20 protein-coding genes are annotated in these 21,969 nt (G+C 47.1%); 1 reads left to right on the top strand and 19 read right to left on the bottom strand.

The features are described 5' to 3' along the window. Position 1 precedes the first annotated feature (1 nt). The 4 genes from LC508_RS25850 to LC508_RS25835 all read right to left on the bottom strand — a co-directional run bounded on the left by LC508_RS25850 (position 2) and on the right by LC508_RS25835 (position 4,705). Positions 2–1,540, bottom strand: coding sequence for a DUF5605 domain-containing protein (locus LC508_RS25850; RefSeq protein ID WP_103732186.1), 1,539 nt, complete (start codon positions 1,538–1,540; stop codon positions 2–4). 31 nt (positions 1,541–1,571) lie between these two features. After that, the gene (locus LC508_RS25845; RefSeq protein WP_052099702.1) at positions 1,572–2,411 is read right to left on the bottom strand and encodes a carbohydrate ABC transporter permease; all 840 of its coding nucleotides are present in this window, start codon (positions 2,409–2,411) and stop codon (positions 1,572–1,574) included. Between the two features lie 15 nt (positions 2,412–2,426). Then, positions 2,427–3,308: a carbohydrate ABC transporter permease gene (locus LC508_RS25840; protein ID WP_052099703.1), complete on the bottom strand. Its 882-nt coding sequence runs from the start codon at positions 3,306–3,308 to the stop codon at positions 2,427–2,429. Positions 3,309–3,406: 98 nt separating this feature from the next. After that, a complete protein-coding gene (locus LC508_RS25835) occupies positions 3,407–4,705 on the bottom strand; it encodes an ABC transporter substrate-binding protein (RefSeq protein ID WP_081960537.1) in 1,299 nt (432 codons plus the stop codon). A 415-nt stretch (positions 4,706–5,120) separates the two neighbouring features. Between LC508_RS25835 and LC508_RS25830 the strand changes: the two genes are divergently transcribed. After that, complete coding sequence (locus LC508_RS25830; RefSeq protein ID WP_118593825.1) at positions 5,121–5,588, top strand: GNAT family N-acetyltransferase; 468 nt, start codon at positions 5,121–5,123, stop codon at positions 5,586–5,588. Here LC508_RS25830 and LC508_RS25825 read toward each other — a convergent pair. The 15 genes from LC508_RS25825 to dapF all read right to left on the bottom strand — a co-directional run bounded on the left by LC508_RS25825 (position 5,568) and on the right by dapF (position 21,828). After that, positions 5,568–5,858: a hypothetical protein gene (locus LC508_RS25825; protein WP_103733146.1), complete on the bottom strand. Its 291-nt coding sequence runs from the start codon at positions 5,856–5,858 to the stop codon at positions 5,568–5,570. The genes LC508_RS25830 and LC508_RS25825 overlap by 21 nt on opposite strands. Before the next feature lie 19 nt (positions 5,859–5,877). Continuing rightward, positions 5,878–6,873 (bottom strand): LacI family DNA-binding transcriptional regulator, encoded by a 996-nt coding sequence (locus LC508_RS25820; protein WP_033143572.1) that lies wholly within the window; start codon positions 6,871–6,873, stop codon positions 5,878–5,880. Next, positions 6,863–7,894 carry a LacI family DNA-binding transcriptional regulator gene (locus tag LC508_RS25815; protein WP_033143573.1) on the bottom strand — a complete coding sequence of 344 codons (1,032 nt, stop codon included), beginning with the start codon at positions 7,892–7,894 and terminating at the stop codon, positions 6,863–6,865. Before LC508_RS25815 ends, LC508_RS25820 begins: the two co-directional genes overlap by 11 nt. A 79-nt stretch (positions 7,895–7,973) precedes the next feature. After that, on the bottom strand, positions 7,974–8,561 hold the full coding sequence (locus tag LC508_RS25810) for a CDP-alcohol phosphatidyltransferase family protein (protein WP_054350935.1): 588 nt from the start codon (positions 8,559–8,561) through the stop codon (positions 7,974–7,976). Positions 8,562–8,687: 126 nt separating this feature from the next. Continuing rightward, the gene (locus tag LC508_RS25805) at positions 8,688–9,266 is read right to left on the bottom strand and encodes a cytidylate kinase-like family protein (protein WP_103733139.1); all 579 of its coding nucleotides are present in this window, start codon (positions 9,264–9,266) and stop codon (positions 8,688–8,690) included. Between the two features lie 18 nt (positions 9,267–9,284). Beyond that, positions 9,285–9,977: an LrgB family protein gene (locus tag LC508_RS25800; RefSeq protein WP_033143576.1), complete on the bottom strand. Its 693-nt coding sequence runs from the start codon at positions 9,975–9,977 to the stop codon at positions 9,285–9,287. Continuing rightward, on the bottom strand, positions 9,958–10,329 hold the full coding sequence (locus tag LC508_RS25795) for a CidA/LrgA family protein (protein ID WP_033143577.1): 372 nt from the start codon (positions 10,327–10,329) through the stop codon (positions 9,958–9,960). Before LC508_RS25795 ends, LC508_RS25800 begins: the two co-directional genes overlap by 20 nt. Before the next feature lie 240 nt (positions 10,330–10,569). Continuing rightward, positions 10,570–12,597, bottom strand: a complete 2,028-nt coding sequence (locus LC508_RS25790; RefSeq protein ID WP_033143578.1) for a beta-galactosidase — start codon at positions 12,595–12,597, stop codon at positions 10,570–10,572. A 62-nt stretch (positions 12,598–12,659) separates the two neighbouring features. Then, positions 12,660–15,686: a glycoside hydrolase family 2 TIM barrel-domain containing protein gene (locus tag LC508_RS25785; protein WP_103731022.1), complete on the bottom strand. Its 3,027-nt coding sequence runs from the start codon at positions 15,684–15,686 to the stop codon at positions 12,660–12,662. 154 nt (positions 15,687–15,840) lie between these two features. Then, positions 15,841–16,647: a carbohydrate ABC transporter permease gene (locus tag LC508_RS25780; RefSeq protein WP_033143580.1), complete on the bottom strand. Its 807-nt coding sequence runs from the start codon at positions 16,645–16,647 to the stop codon at positions 15,841–15,843. Next, the gene (locus tag LC508_RS25775) at positions 16,644–17,531 is read right to left on the bottom strand and encodes a carbohydrate ABC transporter permease (protein WP_103731023.1); all 888 of its coding nucleotides are present in this window, start codon (positions 17,529–17,531) and stop codon (positions 16,644–16,646) included. The genes LC508_RS25780 and LC508_RS25775 overlap by 4 nt, the downstream gene beginning before the upstream one ends. Positions 17,532–17,688: 157 nt before the next feature. Next, positions 17,689–19,065: an ABC transporter substrate-binding protein gene (locus LC508_RS25770; protein WP_033143582.1), complete on the bottom strand. Its 1,377-nt coding sequence runs from the start codon at positions 19,063–19,065 to the stop codon at positions 17,689–17,691. 214 nt (positions 19,066–19,279) lie between these two features. After that, positions 19,280–20,212, bottom strand: a complete 933-nt coding sequence (locus tag LC508_RS25765) for a helix-turn-helix domain-containing protein (RefSeq protein ID WP_103731024.1) — start codon at positions 20,210–20,212, stop codon at positions 19,280–19,282. A 471-nt stretch (positions 20,213–20,683) separates the two neighbouring features. Further along, positions 20,684–20,860: a hypothetical protein gene (locus tag LC508_RS25760; RefSeq protein WP_156120902.1), complete on the bottom strand. Its 177-nt coding sequence runs from the start codon at positions 20,858–20,860 to the stop codon at positions 20,684–20,686. Between the two features lie 122 nt (positions 20,861–20,982). After that, the gene (gene dapF, locus LC508_RS25755) at positions 20,983–21,828 is read right to left on the bottom strand and encodes a diaminopimelate epimerase (protein ID WP_033143613.1); all 846 of its coding nucleotides are present in this window, start codon (positions 21,826–21,828) and stop codon (positions 20,983–20,985) included. Positions 21,829–21,969 lie beyond the last annotated feature (141 nt).

Below are 21,969 nucleotides of genomic sequence, written 5' to 3'. Positions count from 1 at the left end.
CTTATGCTTTTTTTATCTGCACTGCCATGTACTGTTTTCCCGGCAGCTCAACTCTGAATTTCCCTTTATGGATGCCCCTGTTCTCCACAGTCATATTCCAGGTATCCAGCACGCGGACTTCAAACGCAGTCTCATCGTCAAAGTAAAAATCCCGGAAGGATGGGCGCATGAAGCTGTAATAAAACAGATAATACTCTTTTACAGCCTTGATCTGGGATGTACTCTCCTCAGGTACGGCACACACTTCATCCCAGCCGCATTTTTCATAGGGCATAAGTCCAATGCCCGGCGTCTCCTTCATGATATCCAGAAGAAATCCGAAACGCTTGTGGCTCTCCCCGTGAAGCTCCCCGCCGTGCGACCACCAGAGGATATCCTGGGGATGCATATATGTCTCTCCGTGTCCCGGATACCCGCCCCGCACAGCGGCCTCCCAGAATCTGCGCAGCATCTCCTCTCCGCTTATATTGCCCCAGCCGTGCTGGATATTTCCCTCATAGGCGATCTCATCCAGTACAACAGGTTTTTTGTACTTCTCCCGCCATTCATTCACCAGCTCTGAAGATTTGTACAAATCCTGCCTCTGGATGCTGCAGTGCGTGATCCATGGGCGGTTATGGTCGTAGAAATTCCTGCAGTTGTGGATGGAGCGCAGATGTTTGTATGGGTCTTTTTCACAGATGATTTTTGCGTAACGCTCCCAGTCTTCCACATTTTTTTCCTCAAACAGGTCAAATTCATTTGCCAGAGACCACCAGATATTTCTGTAGGCTGCGAACCGGGCGATCACATACTTCCAGTAAAGGTCATCCTCCTCAGGCTTCATACAGGAAAATCCCCAGCGGTCATAAGGATGCATGACAATCAAATCCGCCTCAATACCTAAGTCTCTGAGAGCCTCAATGCATTTCTCAAAATGTCTGAAATGTTCCGTGTTGAATCTGGTAAAATCCCAATTATTCCCCTCACTTCTTCCTGTGTATTCCTGGAAGTTCTCCTTTGTGAGCACACTGGAATCCATAGGTGTTCCCTGGTAAGGATAGGAGCGCGGTTCCCCCAGGTTATAGTCATAATGTTTCGGGAAAACGCAGAAACGTATCTTATTAAAAGCGCTCGCCTTTAATGTTTTAAGTGTCTTCTCAATCAGTTCGTCGGACTGCAGGTCCCACACATAGCAGGTCGTTCCCACAGAGTAATAGGGTGTGCCGTCCTCGTACGCAAAATGGTATGTATTCGCCACTCTCACAGGACCGTGATTGTCCTGTCCGGGAGCTGTCGCTGTAAAACTTCCCTCCAGGTCAGAGTCTAAGAATCCCGCGTGGATCCTGAAGGTATATTCCTCCTCAAAAGAGGGCATAAACCGCAATTTATAGATGCCTTCCCCGTCGTAAAAGCCGTCGGCTTCTGTGCACTCATTTTTGCTCTCAAAGGTTCCTGTCACTTCATAGTCCGTGAATGGATTTCCCGTTGCAGGACCCTGGAACTCCACCTCAAAGACATCCCATTTCTCCACCTGCTTTTTATATTTCATTGTCTCCATACTCTACCTCCAAGTCTTTTTCTTTAAACGGTCAGGCTTTTACAGCACCGGCCATACCTTCCACGAAATGTCTCTGGAAAATCAGATACACGATCAGCACCGGAATAACGGAGATCAGCACACCCGCGCACAGATAGCCGTAATCTGTTCCATGCTCGCCCACGAAGGTCATGATACCTACCGGAACGGTTTTCTTCATATTATCATTGATAATAACGCTTGCCAGCAGATACTCATTCCATGTGGACAAAAAGTCTGTGATGATCAGTGTTGCCACAGCAGGCTTTGCCACCGGGAAGATAATTTTATAAAACAACTGCCATTTGTTGCATCCGTCAATGTATGCCGCCTCGTCAAGCTCCCTGGGGACACCGTTGAAAAAGCCCCGCAGGATCAGAATACCAAAGGAGATACCGAAACCCACATATACATAGAACAGTCCAAAATAAGAGTTCAGCAGGCCCAGTTTGCTGTAGATCACATTGATCGGTACCAGGGCTGTCTGCATGGGAAGCATCATTCCAATGAGAAAGAAGATAAAAGTTCCCGTTTTATGCCTGATTTCCAGTCTGGTCAGGGCAAAAGCTGCCAGTGCCTCAATGAAAATTCCCAGAGGCACTTTTAAACAGGATACAATCAGGTCGTTTTTCATATAAGTGAACAGCCGGCCTTTTGTAATGGCATTGACAAAGTTGTCCCAGGCAACGTGTGCCGGCATACTGAACAATCCCGCGCCGCTGTAGAAATCAGATTTACTCTTGATCGCAGTTGCCACCAGTGTGAACATGGGTACCACCCAGATAAGCGCTAGGATGATCAGAACAAGATATAATACTGCTTTTTTTGTGATTTTCTTTGTTTTTCCTTCCACGATAATCCCTCCCCGCTAATCTTCTTTTGCTGTAAAGGATACATAAGGAATGATAACGATCATCATCATAAGTACCATAATACAGGCAACTGCTGTTCCGTATCCCACGTTGTTGTACTGGAACACCTGTGAATACATATAGGTGGAAAGCATCTGGGTGGCATTGTTTGGACCGCCGCCGGTAAGCCCCTGCACCACATCGTAAACCTTCATGGCTGCAACGATCAGTGTTGCGATAACAATGACAAAGGTATCCTTAAGGAGCGGTACTTTGATCAGGAAAAACTGCTCAATTCCGTTGGCACCGTCAATGGTAGCCGCCTCCAGAACATCCGGTGAGATAGCCTGCAGACCTGCCAGAAACAGGATCATGGGCTGTCCGATCGCCTGCCACAGAGCTGCCGCGAATACGGCATAGAGACTGACATTAGGGTCCGATATCCATCCCTGGGTAAAATTGATCCCCAGTGCTTTGAAAAATTCATTGATAAATCCAATGTTGGGGTTGTAGATCCATCTCCAGATAATAGCCACCGCAATGGGTGCGATGACACATGGGAAATAGAAAAAGCCTCTGAAGAAGGTACGTCCTCTAAACTGCTTGCTCAGTATCACTGCAAAGAGCAGTGCAATGGTCATGGTCACAAATATAGTCAAAACAATCCAGATCAGGTTGTTGATAATTGCCGTATGAAAGATTTTATCGCCTTTAAAAAGATTTATGTAATTAGATAAGCCAACAAACTGTTTCTCGCCGATACCGTTCCATTTGAACAGGCTGATAAAGAAGGAGTAGCACACAGGTGCCACGATCACGGATAAATAGATGACCGCCGCCGGGAGCAGGAAGAAATACGCGGCTTTGTCCGTCCTGGTATAATTTTTCTTTTTTTTCATGGTTTCACTCCAATCTGTTTGGTCAGTGCAGTGGTTTTCAAAAAACGGAGGAGTGGCCTTCACCCCTCCGCGTTCTTATATTACATGTCTTTTCTCTGTTATTTGTTATTGTAAGCCTCAATTGCCTCCTGAATGCTCTTCGCTCCGTCTTCCGGTGTCATCTGACCATTGGCAATGGCATCCTGCGCATTGAACAGTACATCCGCAACCTCTGTGGGGAATGCCTGGTCTGTGATGGTGAAGATGCCGTTTTTCTCAGATGTCTCTAACAGTACAGGTACGTTCGGCTGTCCTTCCGGCATTTCTGCGCCTACTACCGGCAGCGGAAGGTTGTAATACTCCGCATATTTTACTGTGTTTTCTTCATTATAATAGTAATCTGTAAAACGCATGCAGGCATCCAGCTCTTCCTCTGTATTGTCCACATTGAACTGTGTCATCTCAGCAAATGCTGACATTCTGTTTGTCTCACCGCTTGGGAATGCAAAGACACCGTACTGGTCCATATCAAGACCTTCCTGAATGATCTTGCCATCCTGCCACTGTCCCTGGATATCCATTGCGCACTGTCCGTTTGCCATACCGATCAGGGTGTCATTTGGGTCCTGGGTCAGGAATCCGTCCGGGAAATAGCCTTTCTCACAGAACTCCTGGTATTTTGCAAGAGCCTGTACCACTGCGTCGTTGTCATAGCTCTCATCAAATGTGTTCATCTTGTCATGGAGTTCAGAACCTGCATAGTGTTCAATGAGCAGTTCCACAAAACGCATGGTGTGCCAGCCGTTGAGACCCGCTGTGGATATGGGAGTGATGCCGTTTTCCTTTAATTTTGCACAGGCTGCCTCAAACTCCTCGAAAGTAGTGGGTACTGCTATGCCGTTCTCCTCAAAGATATCTTTTCTGTAATAAACACCCAGAACATTGTAGCTTGTAGGATATCCGGAAAGTTTTCCATCCAATGTACAAAGGTCCATGGATGTCTGTGTAAATTTCTCATCCCATTTGTTTTCTTTTGCATAATCTGTCAGGTCATATGTAAGGCCGTTCTCTGCATAGAAGCCTCCCAGGCTTCCGCCCCAGTTGAACCACATATTCGGAAGGGTTTTAGAAGAAGCGGCAACTTTGCAGGCATCCTTGATTCCGTCTGTATCATAATAGGAAACGGTTACATGGACATCTTCATTTTGTTTGTTGAACTCCTCCACAATGGGATCCACTGCATTCTGCCTTGTGTTCAGTGTCCAGAAGGTAACTTCCGTAGCTCCGCTCTTGGCGCCTTCCCCTTGGGTACTGCTTTCTTTTGTCTCGGAACCGCCGTCGCTTCCGCATCCTGAAAGTGCCATAGAGATCACCATTGCTGATGCCATTGTCAATGCCATTACTTTTTTAATTTTCATTTTGAATCCTCCCTGAAATTTTAAACACATTGTTTAAATCGTTTTTGCTTTCATTTAAATATCGACGTCGTTTATTTAAATTTTCTTGCTCTTGATTTAAATTTATTTTAGCATTTGTTTATATATTTTTCAAGTGTGTTTTTGCTTTTTGCTCATTTTCATAATATTTACATTCTTTTTTTATATATATTGCACATAAAGTTGTTATTTAAATCTATATCCTCACCTGCATTTTAGTGTTTAGATAAAGTTTTATATAAATTTTTATGCAAATAAATTCAGGATATATTTTATATAAAACTAAAATTATTTTATTTTCATACCGAACCTTAACAAAAAAGAAAACTGCACTGCTATACTTCTGACCTGGGATATTGTATAATGAGGCAAATTAGACTTTAGTGGGGTAATATTTATGGAACTTATTTTAAAAAGGGCAACTTGCGAAGACGCAGAACTTATTTGGAAAATGCAGATTGAAGCGTTTTCTGACTTATACGAAAAATATCAGGACACTGATACCAGTCCTGCAACTGAACCACTTGAAAAAATTTTATCTCGCCTCCGGCAATGCTTTACCTATTATTACATAATAGAAGTTGATAAAAATATCGTCGGGGCATTACGTGTCGTGGACAAAAAGGAAAAAGGAAGTGCGAAACGTATCTCGCCTATATTTATTTTGAAAAAATATAGAAATATGGGAATTGCGCAGGCGGCAATTATCGAAGCGGAACGCATACACGGCAATGATAATTGGGAATTAGATACAATTTTATCGGAAAAAGGAAATTGCTATTTGTATGAAAAAATGGGATTCAAAAGCACTGGGAAAACCGAAAAGGTAAATGACAAAATGACTTTAGTTTTTTATCAAAAATGATAAAATATAATCCAGTATCATTCCTGTATCAAACAGGGGATTCAGCGTAAAATGCATTAAGGATACGGTAATCCACAGTCTGGTCGCAGGCGTTGACGGAATGCCGAAATGAAAATCCTGGATCTGGGAACCGGCTCCGGATTTTGATGCTGTTATGAGCCGGTTTCCCAAAGACGTGACAGACGGATATTCCCTGGAAATCCGGAATGATGAAATCTGGATCACTGAGAAGGTCACAATCTGCTGTTTCAAAAACAAACCGAAAATCAAGATACTTCTGCCTTCCCGCCTACCCCTTTACACTGTTGCCCTCCGCCATTTTTTCATTCACCAGCACCATCCGCCCAAAGCCGTCATCCGGGCGGTTCATAAGTTCCAAAAGGAGCTCTGCCATAAGTACACTCCTCTTTTTATGAGGTACTTCAAAGTGGGTCAGTTTATAGGGCAGCAGTACCGTGTCGGGAATGGCGTCAATTCCCAGAAGAGATATCTGATCCGGCACGGATATGCCCAGCTTCATAAGGGACTGGGCCGTCCCCACGGAAACCAGAAAGTTTTCCAGAAACACCGCGTCCGGCAGCACATCACAGCGGGTAAAGTATTCCTCTGCCCTCCGCTCTATCTCCTCCCTCTCGTTCCCTGTCTCCCAAAAGCTGCCTGAAATCTCAGGATTTCTGTTGAGATACTCCAAAAAAGCCTCTCTTCTTGCCCTGAAATTATAGATGGCCTCCGCGTTCTGAAAATATACGATCCTTCTGCAGCCATGGGCTTTCAGATATTCCATCCCCTGAAAGACAGCCTGACGGTTGTTAAAGTTCACCATATTCCAGCCGGCCTCCCCGGATCCGCAGTCACTCATGACAAGGGGAACCCTGCACAGGGAGATCAGTTCATAATCCTTCTCACCGAATTCATCCGCCCGCAGCAGTATGCCCCTGGTCCCGTCCGTATTGCTTTTCAGCAGCGCCTCCTTCAGTTCCTCATAGCCGTAAGCATACACAAGCCTGACCTCCAGCTTGTCCCTCTGAAGGCGCTCCACGCTCTCCACATAGGTGATCCTGAAGAACGACCCCATCCCCCCTGACAGTACACGGGGAGAATTTTCAAAGATGATCAGTTTCACAAAGGTTCCTTTCGTCACATCTTTTCCCTGCTGGCCGCTGATATATTCCAGTATCCGCTTCCTTGTCTCCTCATTTACCCCCGGTTTGCCGTTGATGGCAAGGGATACCGTGGCGGTGGACACACCCAGGGCCTCTGCCACCTCTTTTGATTTAACCTTCATCGCCGTCACCGCCGTTTCTGTCCTTCAGATCCCTGACACTGTCGCGCTCCACAAAGATTGTGCATACCTGGGTCTTGGTCTTGATCTTATCGGTACCGTTTATCACTTCCAGAATCCTTCTGACCGCCACACGCCCCATCTCCTGCTTCGGAACCCGCAGAGTCGTAAGCGGAGGATTGGCGATCTCACAGAACGGCAGATCATCAAATCCCACCACAGAGATATCTTCCGGCACCTGATACCCCTTTTCCTGCAGCGCCCGGATCGCCCCCAGAGCCACCATATCATTATCCGCGAAATAGGCTGTGGGAAGCTCAGGCCCGGTCTTCAGATATGCCTTCATATCCTCATAAGCGCCATTGATAGTGGTGGACAGCGTAACAGTATATCTCTTCTCCGGAACCAGCCCCGCTTTATTGAGGGCAGTCGCATACCCGACGGCTCTGGAGCGGAATGCTTTGATCCTGAATTCCCCTCTCAGATAACCAATCCTTCTATGCCCCTTTCGCAGCAGATATTCTGTTGCCATACGGGCAGAATCCGCGTTGTTGATCAGAACGCCGTTAAAGCTCATGTCCCAGCTCCAGTAGTCCAGCATGAGAAAGGGGCAGGACGCATTCTTATAGAGAGCCACATCCTCCTCCATCAGCTCTGTTCCCAGCATGATCACCGCGGAAGAATTGTCATGTATCAGCCAGTTCACCTGTTCCTCGTAGTCCTCGTCCTCATAATTCAGGCGGCACAGCACCATCTCCATCCCCGATGCCCGGCACTCTTTCTCGATTCCGTCAATCAGAAGTGAAAAAAAAGGCGTATCGTCTATGATCAAACCATTTCTCTTGAAGATAACGAATTTGATTTTCCCGATACGCGATTCACTGATATAACCCATCTCTTTCGCCACACGGAAAATCTCGGCTGCCGTATCTGCATTGACCCCTTTTTTGTGGTTCAGTGCATTGGAAACCGTAGCAGGCGAGAATCCTGTGCGCTCACTGATATCTTTTATACTTACTTTCATATTCCGACCTATCCCTTTATCCAGACTTTTTGCATATAAAATTTACATATAAATATTTTATCAAAAAGTTTAAATATTTTCAATAAGCCTGTCCTTTTTCTTTCCACATCTTCACAAACACCGGCACATACAGCACCCAGGTCACAGCCATGAGCACGCCGCAGCACACAATCAGGGCATTTACCAGGGATAAGGGCAGCCGCAGGAAGAAAAACAGCACAAACATCACCACATAAGAAAACGCAGTACAGACCTTCCCATACCATTTTGCCCCATCCAGCTTTCTGCCCCGGTAATGTGACAGCAAAAGCCCCATGATTCCCATGAAGCCCTCTTTCAATATAAACAGCCCCACCAGCCAGCGCATATTTTCATACCGGAAAGCCAGACATAGGATCATAGCACCCAAAGTCAGCTTATCCGCCACCGGGTCCAGGGCTTTCCCCAGCTCTGTGATCATATGAAAATGCCTCGCCACTTTGCCGTCCAGCATATCCGTGATCCCGGAAATCCCCACCAGCACAGCGGCAATATAATACTCCCTCACCGACTCCGCATGATAATACAAAAGGACATAGACCGGGATCAAAAGAATCCGGAAATACCCCATGATGTTCGGAATGGAAAAAATCTCTTTCCTGGTCAATGGTTTTTCAAAAAATGCCATACAAATCCTCCGCCGGGCGCAGGCCGTAAAACGCATCCTGCACAACCCGGAAATCCTTAAACTTCTGAAGCACCTTACTGCTTATAATGATAATCATAATGGACGGAAATATCAACCCCAAAGGCCTTAAAACAGCCCCCTGATCTTAAGATAATCAAATATCACCTCTGCACACTTATCCGCCCCCAGAACACTGCTGTCAAGACACAGCTCATAGGCATCCGCCCTTCCCCATTCTCTGTGGGTATAATACCTGTGGAAAGATGCCCGCTCCTCATCCACCCTGTCTATTTTCTTTTTGGCACCGTGTGCGGAAATCCCCTCTGTCTCCGTCACATATTGAACCCTCTTTTCCATATCCCCGTGTATAAAAATACTTACGGCATCCTGTTTTTCCCGGAAGATCTCATTTCCGCACCGGCCAATGAGTACACAGGGACCATTGCCGCACAATTCCCGGATACGGGCAAAGGGTATCCTTCCCACTTCTCCCTCCTCATTGTTCATGGCAATGGCATACAAAAGGCTGTCTACAGGCTGTTCCTCATAAAATTCCCTTACTTCCTCATAATCTCTTCCCCTGGCGATCCTGGCAAGCTCTTCTTTGTCATAAAAGGCACAGCCCAGGCGCTGCGCAAGCATCTTCCCCACTGCCCTCCCCTGGCTTCCGTACTGTCTTCCTATGGTAATGATTCCTTTTTCCATCTCAACCGCTCCCTTCCGCTACATAAACCCTGCAAACACTGAGGCACCGATCACAGTCAACAGACCTGCTACCGCGATTGCCAGACTGCTCATGGCGCCCTCCACCGGACCAAGCTCCATAGCTTTTGCCGTTCCGATGGCATGGGACGCGGCCCCCAGGGACAGTCCTTTTGCCACAGGCTCCTGAATACGGAAAATCTTAAATATCACTTCTCCTATCATGTTGCCCAATATCCCGGTAATAATGATAACTGCCACGGTAATTGTGACAATTCCGCCCAATTCCTCAGACACTCCCATACCGATCGCTGTTGTAATGGACTTTGGAAGCAGCGTCACATACTGGGCATGGTTCAGGCCGAAAAGCTTTGCCAGAAGAAATACACTGACAAGGCTGGCAAGCACGCCGGAAATCAGCCCTGCTGCCACAGCCTTCAGATTTTTCTTCAACAGCCCCATCTGTTCATACAAAGGCACTGCAAGGCATACCGTTGCCGGTGTCAGAAGGTAGCTGATATACCTGCCGCCTTCATAATAACTGTCATAATCAATATGCCCCACTGCCAGCACACCCATCACACAGATAACACCTATAAGCAGTGGGTTAAAGACTGCCATTTTAAATTTTCTCTTGAGAAGCAGCCCCGCTTCATACCCAAGCAGGCTTAAAACAGCTCCCCAGAAAACAGAATCACTCAGAAATGCTTTCATTTTTCTTTTTCCCCTTCCGTATAATCCCCTGGGTCACAAGTCCTGTCACTGCCATGACGAAAACCGTGGTGACCGCAGTTATAACTGCAACCGGAACGAAGACAGGTTTCAGCACGCCCCATGAATTCAGCAGCCCCGCGGCAGCGGGTATGAACATCACAGGCATGATCTCAATCAAAAAACCCGCCGTTTCCCTCACCTGACGCGTCTTCAGAATCCCTGTCTGAAGCGCGGCCAGCATCAGAACAAGACCATAGACACTGGCAGGCACGGGAAGCGGCAGGATAATATGAAGCCCTTCTCCCAGAAATGAAAAAAGTAAAATAATACAGAATTGTCTCAAATACTTCATAGCTCCTCCTTCTGTCTTTTCAACGTTGTCAATATACCTTAAAAATTATACCCCCTCAGAAAGAAAAGTCAATGTATACCTGGAAATTCCTTAACAACCACTGTCGGATGCAGCCCCTGCAAAAATCTGTCCATCCCCTTTTCTCCATGAAAAATGCAGGCAAAGAGTCCGTAAGACTTCTTTGTCTGCATTTATATCCTCTTAACTGTTATTCAGTATCTCAGCTCATACGGTTCCTGTCTATTTTCTTTTTTTGAGAACCACCATGTCAAAGCCCTTCACCGTACCGTCATATTCCCCATACCAGACTGAAAACGGCCCTTTGGGCAGGCGCACCTCTGTGCTTTCCCGGTTGAAGTTCTGTACGATCAGGTAGAGCGCATCCTCTGTCTCCCTGGATGTCACTTCGATTCCGGCGGGAATATGATGAATGTAGCGTTTGATACCGCATTCTTTTACCAGCTTCCTGTATAATTCATCATAGAAGCCCTGCTCAAAATCCGCACACACATAGTAAGCTTTCCCCTCACCGTAAGCATTGCAGGTAAGTGCCGGCATTCCCGCGTAAAAATCACTGCCAAAGGTCATAAGAACCTCCGCGCCGTCTGTTTTCACCAGGTCACAGAGGTGCTCACAGGTGTAGCTCTTTGTCATGCACAGGGTATTTCCTTCCACCGGAACACCGCTGTTGGTCTCTCCGTCATAGAGTCCGTCAATCTCCGTACTGCGCAGACCGCACACGTCCATAAGTCCGTGAGGTGTTCCGCCCAGGAAACAGAGGTCCGTGTCATCCACAATCCCTGACCAGTATGTAAGGATCAGCTTACCGCCTGCTTCCACAAACTTCCTTGCCTTCTCCTCAAACCCGGCCCGGAACATATAAAGCATGGGAGCCGCCGCTATCTTATAACCTTCCAGATCCTGTTCCATGTCAATGACATCCACATCCAGCCCGAGCTTACGGAATGCATAGTAGGATTTCTCCACTGCCTCTTTATAATACAGGTTTTTATTTCTCGGACCTGCCGCGTCCTCCATGGCCCAGCGGTTTTCCCAGTCATAGATGACTGCCGCCCGGGCTATAGTACGGCTGCCCGCCATTTCGCCAAGAGCTTCCAGCGCTTCTCCCACTTCTGTGACTTCACCGAACACTCTGGTGTCATCCCCGCCGTAGTGGTCAATGACAGCGCCGTGGAATTTCTCGCTGGAACCACGGCTCTGGCGGAGCTGGAAATACTGCACGCTGTCTGAGCCGTGTGCCACTGCCTGCAGAGACGCTGCCCGCAGCATCCCCGGCTTTTTCAGCTTGCTCACACTCTGCCAGTTAGTGGCTGAAGGACATGATTCCATGAGGAGGAACGGCTTTTTCAGAATGCTCCTCATAATATCATGCTGCATTCCCGTATCCATGGCAGTGTGGGATTCCGGCCCCTTATGCCATGTGGGGTAATTGTCCCATGTGACGATATCCACCACATCCTTGAATTTGTGGTAATTCAGGCCTTCGTAGTTATACATCATATTGATCATGACCGGAAGGTCTGAGCCGCCGTCTTTCACAGCCTGTGCCTCGTGGCGTACAAAATCCACGGTCCGGTCCGTAACAAAACGTTTCCAGTCCAGGTTTAACCCGTGAAGTCCGGATTCCCCTCTCGGGGACGGGCTTTCCACCTGTGAAAAATCATTGTATATATGGCTCCAGAAGGTTGTCGCCCAGGCTTTGTTCAGCGCCTCAATAGTCCCGTATTTTTCCTTCAGCCAACTGCGGAACGCTTCCTGGCAGAGGGGACAGTGGCATTCTCCGCCGTACTCGTTGGACAGATGCCAGCCAATGACACCGGGATGCTTTCCGAATTTTTCGGACAAAGCCATATTCATCCGGCGTACTTTATCTCTGTATACAGGGGAGGTATAGCAGTGGTTATGTCTGCCGCCAAACAGGTTTCTGTGCCTGTCCGCGTCCACCCGCAGGACCTCGGGATATTTGTCTGCCATCCATTTTGGGCGGGCACCGGAAGGAGTAGCCAGGATTGTGGAGATACCGTTTTCCCAGAGACGGTTTATGATATCTTCCATCCAGCCGAAATGGTACTCCCCTTCACGGGGTTCCAGAACTGCCCAGGAGAAAATCCCCAGGGAAACTTCATTGATTTTTGCTTTCTTAAAATACTCGATGTCTTTTTCCAGGATATCCGGGGAATCCAGCCACTGTTCCGGATTGTAGTCCCCGCCGTGAATCATTTTACCGAAATTTACGTCTTTGCCCATATCTGTCCTCCAATGGGCCGGTCTGTGGCAGGCCGGCCCTGTTCTTAAACTATTCTGTATTCTTATACCCCTTTAAAGCTGAATGTAAATTCCATTCTGCCGTCCGTGTTCAGAAGATATTCCGGATGGGTTTTGGAACCCCAGCTGTCATCTCCCGCAACACCCATCTGTTTTGCAGATACCCTGACAACCGTGTAGTGTACTTCCGGAAGCTCAAAGGGATGCATAGCGTTTTCAATCTCATGCGGCGTATAGGGAAGTGCGGAGAATTCCATCTTATCTCCTGTAAAGAGCATTCCCCTGCCCTTTCTGTCTGTGACGCTGGCCCAGCGTACGCCCACCTTATTGCCGCATTCCTGCGGAACCAGGTACTCTGCCATGTTGTCAGCCACTTTATTTTTGTAGATTCCCAGCTTTGCACCGAGGCAGCGGTCCACATAGGTCTCCTCCGGCCCCATGCCGTACCATGCCACATTGTCATAATCCGCGTCGAACTTGAACATCACGCCGAACTCCGGCATATCGCCCAGTTCCTTTACCGGGTCATAAGACAATGTGGTCTCCACGGTCCCATCACCGTATACCCTGTAAGCAAGGCTGCACTCTGCGGAAGGAATGGACGGCATATAATATGTGTATGTGATCACAGCACTGTCTTCCAGGACTTCCAGCTTCGGAATGCGGTATCCGCCCTGGGGGTCTTTGTGGTTCAGATACATGCTGGCCAGCTTCCACTGCCCGTAGCGCATGGGCATCAGATTGCCGCAGTCATTGTCTGTAGGTGCCCTCCAGAAGTTCGGTTTCGGTATTGCCTTGATCATCTCCACACCGCCGTACACATAGGACACGAGGCCGCCGTTCAGATAGGAAAAGAGAATACGGAATCCATCTCCGTGAATGCCGATATTGTGCATGCTCTTTACGATCTCCATCTTTCCCCTGTGCAGCGCAGCAGGTGCCGGAACCTCATACACACCCTGTCCGAAGGCAACCTCATGCCCTCTCTTGGCCCAGAGCGTATCCTCTCTCAGACGGAAGGATACCGTGACGGCATACTCTCCCGGCAGAGTCTGGACACTGACCGGCAGCTCGTAGACTTCCTCAGAAAGAGGTGCCACATGTGTTTCCAGACCTGCCTCTCTCAGCAGATGTCCGTCCTTTTCCACCAGAACAACACAGTCAAAGCTGTCTGTATTTACAAACAGATTTTTATTGACCACCCGCACCTTATCCTTCTCCACAACAGCCGTAATGTTCTGGTAATTGAACTTTACTTCCTGCATCTTCGGGGATGGCATGCGGTCTCCGCCGTATGCAATACCGTTGCCGCTGAAATTGTAATCGCAGGGGCGGTCATCAAAATCTCCGCCGTATGCAAGAAATTCTTTTCCGTAACGGTCTTTTTTATAAATGGACTGATCAATATAATCCCAGATAAATCCGCCCTGATACAATGGCTCTGTATCTGTCAGATCTGTGTATTTGTGCATGGCACCACAGGAATTTCCCATGGCATGCGTGTATTCACAACAGATAAACGGTTTGCTCCTGCCTTTCTCCAGAAATGCCTTGATGCTCTCCACAGAAGGATACATCTGGCTTTCCATATCACTGGATCCGTTATATCTGCGGTCCCAGAATACCCCCTCATAGTGCACCAGCCTTGTAGGGTCCTCTTTGCGGTAGAACTCTGACATCTCATAGATGTCTTTGCCGCCGAAGGATTCATTTCCGCAGGACCAGATCAGGATAGCCGTATGGTTTTTGTCCCTCTGATACATGGAATTTACGCGGTCCAGCATCATGCCCAGCCATTCCGGATGGTCACAAGGCACTACCTTGTTCAGATCCGGTTCCTTCTTCTCCGCCTGGGAATCCCAGGAGCCGTGTGATTCCAGATTGTTCTCTGCGATCATATAGAGCCCGTACTCATCACACAGATCATAGATATCTGAACCGTCCGGATAATGGCAGGTACGGATGGCATTGATGTTGTTTCTCTTCATGGTGACAATATCTTTCACCAGCTCTTCTCTCGACACATGACGGCCGCTTACAGAGCTGAATTCATGACGGTTCACGCCCTTGAACACGATTCTTCTGCCGTTCAGCATCATAATATTGTCTTTCATCTCGAATCTGCGGAAGCCTACCCTGTAAGGAATCACTTCCGTCAGAGTACCTGCATTGTCAAACACCTGGAAAAGCAGGTCATAAAGCACCGGTGACTCCGCACTCCAAAGCGCGGGGTTATCCACTTTCATTACCAGCCTTGTGTCACTGCCCAGAGCACTTTCCTCTGTCATCAGCACATTTCCATCCTTTGACAGAGCAATCTTTACGTTGCCCTTTGCTGTGGCCTTGAGCACGATCTCCAGATCTGCCTTTGTAAAGGTGTCATCCAGCAGAGTACGGATCCTCATGTCCTCCACATGTACCTCAGGCACCGCATAGAGATAGACGTCTCTGTAAATACCTGAAAAGCGGAAGAAATCCTGGTCCTCACACCAGCTGCTGCTTGTGAATTTGAAGACCTGGGCTGCCAGTTTATTCTCTCCCTCCTGCAGGTATGGTGTCAGTTCAAACTCGGACGGTGTAAATGTGTCCTCACTGTATCCCACATAACTGCCGTTCAGCCAAACTGCAATGCCGCTCTCGGCACCCTGGAAGGAAATAAACACACGCTTTCCTTTCATGTTCTCAGGTACTTCAAAATATTTCACGTAACTTGCCACAGGATTAAACCGTGTAGGGATCTGACCTGGCTCCAGCTCTTCCCAGCCCTCCCAGGGGTACTGCACATTGACATACTGAGGACGGTCATATCCCTCCATCTGGATGTGGGCCGGCACATGGATGTCATCCCAGGACCTGCAGCAGTAATCCATGGACTCAAACCCCGGAATTGTGCTGTGGTAATTATTTGCATAGTGGAATTTCCACAGACCATTCAGGCTGTACCTGAAATTCTCCTGCTTCTGCTCCATCTCTTCCATGGAACCATAATATCTGTGGTCCGAATGGGCCGCTGCCCTGTTTTCCTGGAACCAGGCAGGGTCTTTTACTTTCTCGTACTGAAATGCTTTCATTTTTTACCTCCTGTTGGTTATCCGGCGGACAATCCTTTATTTTTTATCTGCCGTATGATTAAAAAATAAGGCGGATATCTCATGAAAACAAAATATCCGCCTGTAAATTACTTATTTTCAACAGCCCGGCACAAGACCGAATACTGTCTCTTTTTTATTTAACAGCACCTGTGATACCTTCGGCAAAGCTCTTCTGCAGACAGAAGAATACAATTGCGGTAGGCAAGGTACAGATAAGTACACCGAGCATCAGCATACCATAATCAACCGTATAACCACCTAACAGGTTGGCTACCAGCATAGGCATGGTGATGGAGCTGTCTGTCTGTAAGATTACCTTTGGCCACAGATAGTTGTTCCATGCGTTCATGAAAGTGATGGTCATGGCTGCCGCATAAGTGGAGCGCATGGTCGGGAAGAACATGCGGAAGAAAATTCCTGTCTCACTCAAACCATCAAGACGTGCTGCCTCGATGATATCATGTGGGAACGAACGCGCGCTCTGCCTGAACAACATGATCAAAAACGGTGTCGATATGGTGGGCAGCATGAAGGCTGCCATGCTGTTAACCATTTTCAAAGTGGAGAACATCTTGAACAAAGGAATCATGATCGCTGCGAAAGGAATCATCATAGCTGTCAGAAGGAGTGTCATAACCACATCCTTGCCTTTGTCATGGTAAATCTCAAAGCCGTAGCCTGCGATGGAACATACCAGCAGAGCCAGAGCTGTAAGGATAACAGCATTTCTGAAGGAGTTCCACATAGCTCTTGCCAGATCCTGATTTGCCAGAAGGGCTTTGAAGTTTTCTGCAACATAACCTCCGGGAATCAGCTTGCCGGCAACTACGTCTGTACTTTTATTTGTTGCTCCGCAGAACATGTAGTACAGCGGAAATACAGATAACAGGGAAACGATCGTCAGGAATACATACTGGAATATTTTTTGGCCTTTATTCATCGTTCATCACCTACTTTCATCTGAATAACTGCCAGAATCGCAACCATGATCAGTACAATGATGGACATTGCAGCCGCATAGCCGAAATTCGGGCTCTGTACAAAGGACGTATTGTATATGTAGTGGGACAGAGTCATTGTTGATTTACCCGGTCCGCCGTTTGTCAGGTTCAGGGACTCATCGAACAACTGCAGTGTACCATTTGTGGACATGATAGTTGTCAGAAGAATCGTTGGTTTCAAAAGCGGTACTGTGATTTTGAAGAAAGACTGTACCGGTGAAGCACCGTCAATCTTGGCAGCCTCGTAAACGGAATATTCAATATTCTGCAGGCCTGACAGATAGAATACCATGTTGTATCCTGTCCATCTCCAGATCAGGGCGATAATGATAACTGCTCTTGCGGTCCATGCATTTGCAAACCACATAATAGGGTTCATGCCAAAGCCTCTTAAGACTGTGTTGATGAAACCATCATTTGCAAACATGGAACGGAAAATCATAGCATAGGATACAAGGGATGTTGCACAGGGAAGGAAAATCGCTGTACGGAACAGTCCTTTGAACCGCAGATGCTTGTTGTTCAGCATAGAAGCCAGTGCCAGCGCCAATACCAGCATGACCGGTACCTGAATGATCAGGTAGAAGAATGTGTTGAACAAACACTGTTTGAATGTAGGGTCTTTCAGAATACGGAGATAGTTCGCAGCACCTCCGAAGGTTAAATTAATACCAATACCTGTCTGCATTGACATAATGAACGCTTTGATCATGGGATAAAAACTCATCCAGCAGATCAGGGCTGTTGCCGGAATCAGGAAGACCCAGCCTGTCACATTATGTTTCTTTTCCAGAGACATCCCTTTTTTATTAGGACCACTCATAAATATGCACCCTCCTTTTCATTTTTAATTGTGAACAGATACAGTGCGCTTTCCGCCTCTGTACCCGATTCAAAAAGGTCTGCCGCTGCTTTTGATGAGCAGCAGCAGACCTTTCATTTCTTAGAAATAAAGAATCAATTCAGGGGTCTGTTATTTATCAGCCGCCCATTGTGAAGTCTACAGTATCCTGAGCTTCCTGAAGTGCGGTTCCGATGTCAATACCCTGCTGTGTGATCTGGGAAAGTGCAACACCGATAGCATCACGAGCGTCATAGTAGAACGGTCCTGTAACGTTAGAAGGTGTCTTTGTAGCAAAATCTACGATCTTAGCATATACTTTGTCATTTGAGAAGAACGGAACTTCCTGATTGTAAACATCAGAATCACCAGCCGGTGCCCATGTTGCCAGAGCGCCCTTAGCGATCAGATCATCATACAGTTCTGTGCTTCCGCCGAATGTGGATTTCAGGAAATCTACAGCAACGTCCGGTTTCTTACAGTTAGATGTAACTGCCCATGAAGAACCACCGTTGTTGGAGTAGTTGCTTGCTTCGCCAACGCCTTCCATCTTAGGCATGTTTGTAACTGCCCATTTACCGGACTGATCTTCCTGTGCTGTAACAGTAGCCATGATCCAGCATCCGTTGATAACGCCTGCAACGGTACCGTTGTTGATGGATGCAACATACTGATCCCAGTCAGTTACTTCAAGTAATGTGCCGTCTTTTACCATCTGAGAATAAATCTCAACAGCTTTCTTAACAGCTTCATTATCAACGATGTTTGCTTTTCCGTCTTCTGTGAAGCAGGAAGCTCCTACAGACTGGATCATCATCATGATAATATCAGTAGAACCTGCCTGCTGTGTCAGCAGAGGCTGTCCTGTTTTTTCTTTGACAACTTTAGCTTTTTCCATAAAGTCATCCCATGTGATATCTGTAAAGTCATCTACAGTATATCCTGCCTGCTCCAGCATATCTGTTCTGTAGCAGCTGATAGCAGCACCGTTGTCAAACGGAACACCGTAATTCTTGCCGTCTAATGTAGAGTAAGCTACTTTAGCTTCGGAGAACTGTGTATAGTCAATACCCTTGTCCGTTAAGTCAACGAAGATATCCGGGTAGTTTGTAGCATATTTCTGGAAGGAGTTGTCCTGCATCAGGAAGATGTCAGGTAATGTACTTAAATCACCTGCTGACATAGCAGTTGTCAGTTTTGTCTCGATATCATCTGACTGGATCTCAGTAACTTTAACGTTAAATCCTTCATGATCTTTTGCGTAAATCTCAGCTGCTTTATTGATTGCATAGATGTTGAAGTTCGGGTCCCAGCACCATACGGTCAGGGTATTCTCATCATCTGTAGCTGCTACGGCGTCATCTGCCGCGTCATCTTTTTTCTCGTCTGTTCCGGTAGTCTCTTCCTTTTTGGTATCTCCGCCGGTACTTCCGCTTCCGTCATCTCCGCCTCCGCAGGCTGCAAGTGAAACAACCATCATAGAAGCCAGCATAGCTGCAACAATTTTTTTTCTCATAATAAATGCCTCCCTTTAATTATTAGCATCAAACACATGAATGTACATACGGTCCTATTATTCGACAAATTGTTTGTGTAATATGACCACATTTCCGTTTTTTCACGGTCCAGCATATATGTATATTACATCACTTCGCCGCATATGTCAATAATTTATTTGTCTAATTTGTACATTCCCTATTTTTTTCTGATATTTACCCGCATTCGGGGCCTTACCAGCCCTTTAAAACCGATACATTATAGTTGGAGGGGTTGTCTTCTTTTCCCCTTGCCGCACTTCTCCACTGGTGTGGAGCAGTTCCCACAATCTTCTTGAAGTTACGGATGAATGTGGCGGATGCCTGGAAACCAACCTTAACGGCAATGTCTTCCAGACGTTCATCTGACTTGGCCAGAAATTCACAGGCCCTTTCGATCCGCACAAGATTCACATATTCTGCCGGAGAGGTATTCATGTATTCCGTAAACACTCTCCTGAAATGTGTCTCGCTCATATGGCATATCTGTGCCAGCTGTCCTACCTTGATCTCTTCCTGATAATGCTTTTCTATGTAATTCAGAACTGCCAGAATACTGTTCAGGCTTCCGTCATCTATGACCTTAGCCTCCGGCACGCTGTCTGCCGGATTCATTCTGGCTATTTTGAGGAGCAGTGTGAGCAGGCATCCCTGCACGCTCTCCAGATAAAACTCCTCTTTGTTCCGCATCTCATTCAGAATGACACGTACAAGCGCATCGATTTCCGGTGCTTCTTCCCTGCTGGTCAGAAACATGCGGCTGTGAAGCCGTTCAAGCACCGTGTTGGCATACACAGGTTTATCTGCATATACATTCTTTAAGAAGCGCTCCGTATCTATAAAAAGGTATTCCCAGCTGTCAAAGACGTCGTCCCTTCCCGTTGTGTGGTGGGGAAAATTCTTGGGTATCACTGTGACAGTGCCTTCCCCGTACCTGACGTCCTCTTTTCCCAGGTGCATAACACCCTCGCCATAACAGCAGTAGCCTATCTCCATATAGTTATGGAAATGCATAGGATCACTTCCATACCTTGTTACCCAGCGTTCGCCCATGAGTGCGATCAGAGGCACACGCTGCGGAATCTCATAATATCGGAATTCCACATATTCTTTTTCTCTCTTCTTCATCTGTAAGCCCTCGTTTCCATAATAAACTCATAACTTTATACTTTAGCTTATCATAGCCCCTTAGGCTTCGTCAAATTTTTAAGAACCTGTTGAAAAAAAACGTACAACTTCCGTTATCACGGACTCTCTCAGACTTTTCTTATAAGAAATTCCCCCTTGTCCAGGATTTTTCTCCAATCCCTGTTGTCAATCGGCCTAATCACCTCGGCTTTTGCCCCTTGGTTTTCATCAATTATACCATCATATATCCGGTTATTTTACTCATAATCGATTCGTTTTTTTGCATTTTCAATCATTTTTAGCAACTTTGCCTCATTGTTTTTGTATCAAATGCCAGGTTTGTTGTAAACTCAGCCCCAAAAAACTGCCCAACAAAGCGGAAAAACCGGCAGTTTTACAGGCAGCGGCAGCAGAACAGACAGAAAGGCTCCCGCTCAGCCTGTATGCTGCGCGGAAGCCTTTCTGCTCTTTTTATTCCTCAGTATCTGTTTTTTCTTTGTTGTCTCTCAAAAAATCATCCATCATCCTTACCAGGTCCAGCTCGCTGAGAAAAGAATATGTCCGATTCTCATATTCCAGAACTCCCTGCCAGGTATGATATTGCTGTGAACTCACAGTCACACGGAAGGTCCTCTCATCCATCTGCATCTTCCTCTCCCTTTGCTGCCAATGAATCCGTTCCTCTTTACACAGATTCATTTTAACGCAGGTACCGCGCAGTGAAAAGCACCGTTTGGACGCATTAACGGGTTTTTACTCAACCTGAGGACCTACGGCTCAAACCGAAGGAAATCCTCGGTCATTTCAACCCGGCACACACTCTGTACACTGCCGGTCATCATCACATGCCAGTCCTCATCGATCTGGATCCAGAGCTTGCCGCCGGGCATGTGTACCATCACATCCGAATCGATCATCCCCAGCTTGTAGGCCACCCCTGCCGCTGCGCAGCTGCTGGTGCCGGAAGCCAGCGTATATCCCACACCCCGTTCAAATATCTCTATCTGAATGTTATTTTTATCCAAAACCTTCATGATCTGTGTATTCACCCGGTCACCAAAGTATGCAGAGCGCTCAGAAAAAGCACCTATTGTGCAGACCTTCTCCCTGGATATCTCCGCCATGGGGATCACACAGTGGGTATTGCCCATGGATGCACAGGAACAGTCATATTCCTTCTGCCCGAATACCATCTTCTCTCTGAGCGCTTCCCTGGCCTCCCCCGCAAGTCCCGCGTCTTTGCTGGAAAAGGACAGCTTTCCCATATCCGCCTGAATCCGCGTGCCGTCCGCATTGAGAAAACGCACCTGCACTTTCCCGCCTTTTGTCCGGATCGTCAGCCGTTCACTCAAAGTATATCCGGCATCCTTCAGATATTTTGCAAAGATACGGATACCGTTTCCTGCTCTTTTTGCCTCACTGCCGTCCGGATTGAACACACGGACGGCAAATTCTCCATCTTCTATATAAGGGCCTGCCAGAATACCGTCTGAACCAACCCCGAAATTCCTGTCACAGATTTTACGGATTTTATCAGCATCCAGCTCCTCCGTATTTTTCTGACAGTCATATACCAGATAATCATTTCCTATTCCATGATATTTTTCAAATTTCACTGCTCTCTTTCCTTTCCTGCTGCGATGCGTCTGCAGAATCTGACGCGCCATACCCTATTTTATGTCACAGCCCACAGTGCCGTCCCAGATACCTCTGCGGCTCAAAACAATTTTAAGCATCAGTCTTAGAGTCTGTATCTA

The organism is Blautia parvula, assembly GCF_020215665.1.
GTDB lineage: Bacteria > Bacillota > Clostridia > Lachnospirales > Lachnospiraceae > Blautia > Blautia celeris.
The sequence above is the reverse complement of the archived record's forward strand: the minus strand, read 5'-3'. Positions and strand labels throughout refer to the sequence as shown.